This is a genomic window from Caulobacter sp. B11 (assembly GCF_002737765.1).
Lineage (GTDB): Bacteria > Pseudomonadota > Alphaproteobacteria > Caulobacterales > Caulobacteraceae > Caulobacter.
In genome coordinates this window covers 1-3,833 of sequence record NZ_PEGG01000267.1, presented here as the reverse complement: position 1 = coordinate 3,833, position 3,833 = coordinate 1, and the positions used below count along the sequence as shown (strand labels likewise).

Here is a 3,833-nt window from a genome sequence, read left to right as displayed (position 1 = left end):
GGGAGGACCTGCTGTTCGAGCGTGGCGTCGACATTCGCCACGAGACGGTCCGGCTCTGGTGGAACTGGTTTGGTCCGATGTTCGCGGCCGAGATCCGTCGAGAGCGGGTGCATCACAGGCGCCGGTTCACTTAACGGCGCTGGGATCTCGACGAGGTCTAGGTGACCCTGGGGGCGGCGTAGCCAAGATCAACGGCCAGATGCACACCCTCTAGGACGCGGAAAGCGCCTTGGCGACGACGGGCGCCAGGCCGCTGACGATGATCTTCACGCCGTCGGCGTTCGGATGAATGCCGTCGGCCTGATTGTAGCGCTTGTCCATCGCCACACCGTTCAGGAGAAAAGGATAGGCGACGACATCGTCCGCCTTGGCCAGATCCGTGAACACCCGATCAAAGTCGGCGGCATAGGACCCGTATTGCGAGGGGGCCATCATTCCGGCCAGCAGCACTGGAATTTGACGCGCCCTCAGCCGCTCGAGAATGGCCTGGAGGTTGCGCCGCACCGTCGCCGGCTCGATCCCTTGCAGCATGTCATTGCCGCCCAGGGCCACGATGCACAGGTCGGTGTCGTCCTGGACGCTGAAGTCCACCCGGGCCAGCCCCCCGGCCGTCGTGTCGCCGGAGACCCCCGCGGCGCGAACCCGAACCGCCAGGCCCTGAGCGCGCAGGGCGGCCTCGAGCTGGGCCGGCAGGGCGTCGGCGGCGGGCAGGCCCCGGCCGGCGGTGATGGAATCGCCGAGGATCGTGATGATCCGCGCCTGGGCGTCAGTCGCGGCCGGCGGCGGGGTCGGGGCAGGGGCCGGGGCCTCGGCCGCCGTCGAAGGGCGCGCCTCGCGGCGACCGCAGCCGACCGCTGTGAGGGCGCAGACCGCCATCAGGATCGATCGGCGCGCGAGGCGGGCGGTGTTCGGGGTGAGCGGAGCTAGGTTCATGGCGATGCTCCACCATATAAGACCTCGCGCTCCGCTCCCAATCCTTCCGGCGACACAATCGATGGCTTCACCTGCCCCGCTGATCCTTGAGGCCGTGACCTTGACCCTGCCCTCGGCGGCCGGGCCGGTCGAAATTCTCAGGGGCGTGGATCTGACGGTCGCCGCCGGCGAGACCGTGGCCATCGTCGGCCCGTCCGGTTCGGGCAAGTCCTCGCTGATCTCCATCGCCGCCGGGCTGGAGACGCCGACCGGCGGACGGGCGCTGCTGTTCGGAACCGACCTGGCCTCGCTCGGCGAGGACGGACGCGCGCGCCTGCGTCGGGGCAGGGCCGCCCTGGTCTTCCAGAGCTTCCACCTGCTGCCCAACATGACCGCCGAGGAGAATGTCAGCGCGCCGCTCGAACTGGCGCACCGGCCGAACGCCACCGCCGAGGCCCGGACCTGGCTGGATCGGGTCGGGCTGGGGGAGCGACGCACCCATTACCCGCATCAACTGTCCGGGGGCGAGCAACAGCGCGTGGCCCTGGCCAGGGCCCTGGCGGTCCGCCCCGAACTGCTGTTCGCCGACGAGCCGACCGGTAATCTGGACGGCGCCAACGGCCAGAGGGTCGCCGACCTGCTATTTGACCTGATCGGGGACAGCGGCGCGGCCCTGGTCCTGGTCACCCATGACGTCAATCTCGCCGCCCGCGCCCACCGCACCGTCACCATGCGCGACGGCCGCATCGTTGCGGCCGCCGGGGCCGAGGCCTGATGCTGGCCCTTCGTTTCGCCTGGCGCGAGCTTCGATCGGGCGTCGCGGGTTTTCGGATTTTCCTGGCCTGTCTGGCCCTGGGCGTGGCCGCGATCGCCGCTTCGGGCTCGACCGCCGAGGCCTTCCGCCAGGGCCTGGCCAGCCAAGCCCGCGAAATCCTCGGCGGCGACATCGTCTTCAGCCTCGACCAGAGCCGGTTCACGCCGCAGCAACGCGCCGCTTTCGCCAAGCTCGGCCCGGTCGCCTATACGGTGAGGGCCAACGGCATGGCCGAGACCGCCTCCGGCGAGCGGCGGCTGGTCGACATGCGCGGCGTCGACGCCGCCTACCCGCTGGTCGGCAAGGTGCAACTGACCGGCGCCCCGGACCTGCGGACGGCCCTGCGGGTGGAGAACGGCGTCGCCGGCGCCGCCGTCGAACAGGCCCTTCTGGACCGGCTCAATCTCAAGCTCGGCGATCGGTTCACGGTCGGATCGACAACCCTGATCGCCCGCGCCGTGCTGATCGCCGAGCCGGACCGGTTGGGCCGCGGCTTCGCCCTGGGGCCGCGCGTCGTCACCATGGCCGCCAGCGTCGAGCAGGCGGGCCTGCTGCGAACCGGCGGCCTGTTCGGCGAGGCGGCCCGCATCGCCCTGCCCGCCGGGGCCGATCCCAAGACGGTCATCGCTCAGGTCCGCAAGGCCTTCCCGGACGCCCGGCTGGAGGCCCGCGACCGCTCGGAGGCCGCCGCCGGCGCGGGCCGCCTGATCGACCAGCTGGAATATTTCCTCGGCTTCATCGGCCTGGCCTCCCTGGTCGCCGGAGGGCTCGGCGTCGGCGGCGCCGTCTCGGCCTATCTGGAGGGCCGCAAGCCGTCGATCGCCACGCTCAAGGCCCTGGGGGCGGAAGGCGCGCTGATCCGCAACCTTTACCTGATCCAGATCGGCGTGCTGGCCCTGCTCGGCGTCGGCATCGGCCTGGCCATCGGCGCGGTGACCCCCCTGGTCATCGGCGCCTTGGCCCGTGACAGCCTGCCGATTCCCGCCCTGTTCGCCGTCTATCCCGAGCCCCTGGCCCGGGCGGGAGCCTTTGGTCTGCTGGCGGCGGCGGCCTTCTCGCTCGCCCCTCTGGCCCGTGCCCGGGCGACCTCGCCGTCGTCGTTGTTTCGCCGGGAGCTCACCAGCCGTCCGCGCATCGGACCCGAACTGGTCGGCGCCGCCCTGGCGGGCCTCGGCCTGGCCGCGATGGCGGTGCTGACCGCGCCCTCGAAGCTGGCCGCCGCGGGGCTGATCGGCGGCACGGTCGTCGCCTTCGGCCTGCTGTGGCTGTTGGGTCGGGTCGCGGCCTGGCTGGCCGGGCGGCTTCGGCGGGGAACGCGCGGCGCCGTGCGGCTGGGACTGGCCAATCTGGGCGGGCCGCGCTCGGCGGCCCGAACGGCCTCGCCGGCGATCGGACTGGGCGTGGCGCTACTGGCCACCGTGGTCCTGATCCAGTCCAGCCTGCTGGCCCAGATCACCGACGTCGCGCCCAAATCCGCGCCCTCGGTCGTGTTCACCGAGATCCCCAGCGAGCGGGGGGCGGCCTTCGACGCCGTCATCGCCCGCGCGATGAACAATCCGAGCCCGGCGCGCTATCGCCGCGCGCCCCTGATCACCGGGCGCGTCACCAGGCTGAACGGCCAGCCGGTCAAGCTGGAGACGATCAAGGACAGTGAGCGCTGGGCCTTCGACAACGACATCGTGCTGTCAGCCCTGGCCGGCGCCCCGGATGACGCCAATGTCGTCGCCGGCCGCTGGTGGTCGGCCGACTATGCGGGACCGCCTCAGGTCGCCATCGGCCGCGAACTGGCGAAAGGCGCGGGCCTGGAGGTCGGCGACACCATGACCCTTCTGGTGCTCGGCCGTGAGATCGACGCCCGCATCGCCGCCGTGCGCAAGGTCGAGCCCGGCGGCTTCGGCTCCAATTTCCGGATTATTCTGAACGCTCACGCCGTCCAGGGAGCCAACCCGCGCAGCGTCGCTATCGCCCGCGCCACGCCGGCCGAGGAACGCGACCTCACCCGGGCCCTGGGCGAGGCCTTCCGGGAGGTGAACGTGATCAGCGTGCGCGAGCAACTGGAGTCCGCCGCTAAACTGTTCGACCGTCTGGCCCTCGCCATTCGCGGCGC

3 protein-coding genes are annotated in these 3,833 nt (G+C 71.5%); 2 read left to right on the top strand and 1 reads right to left on the bottom strand.

All coding sequences use genetic code 11. From position 1 onward, the window contains the following. Positions 1-210: 210 nt before the first annotated feature. Positions 211-933: an arylesterase gene (locus CSW58_RS10760; RefSeq protein ID WP_236627780.1), complete on the bottom strand. Its 723-nt coding sequence runs from the start codon at positions 931-933 to the stop codon at positions 211-213. 61 nt (positions 934-994) lie between these two features. Between CSW58_RS10760 and CSW58_RS10755 the strand changes: the two genes are divergently transcribed. Then, positions 995-1,687 carry an ABC transporter ATP-binding protein gene (locus tag CSW58_RS10755; protein WP_099447280.1) on the top strand — a complete coding sequence of 231 codons (693 nt, stop codon included), beginning with the start codon at positions 995-997 and terminating at the stop codon, positions 1,685-1,687. Next, positions 1,687-3,833 (top strand): ABC transporter permease (locus tag CSW58_RS10750; protein ID WP_099447279.1); only part of this gene is annotated, 2,147 nt, incomplete at its 3' end. The genes CSW58_RS10755 and CSW58_RS10750, both read left to right, overlap by 1 nt.

Excerpts from the sequence above, each read along its gene's own strand:
- CSW58_RS10760 (WP_236627780.1), bottom strand. The coding sequence starts at position 933 with ATGAACCTAGCTCCGCTCACCCCGAACACCGCCCGCCTCGCGCGCCGA.
- CSW58_RS10755 (WP_099447280.1), top strand. The coding sequence starts at position 995 with ATGGCTTCACCTGCCCCGCTGATCCTTGAGGCCGTGACCTTGACCCTG.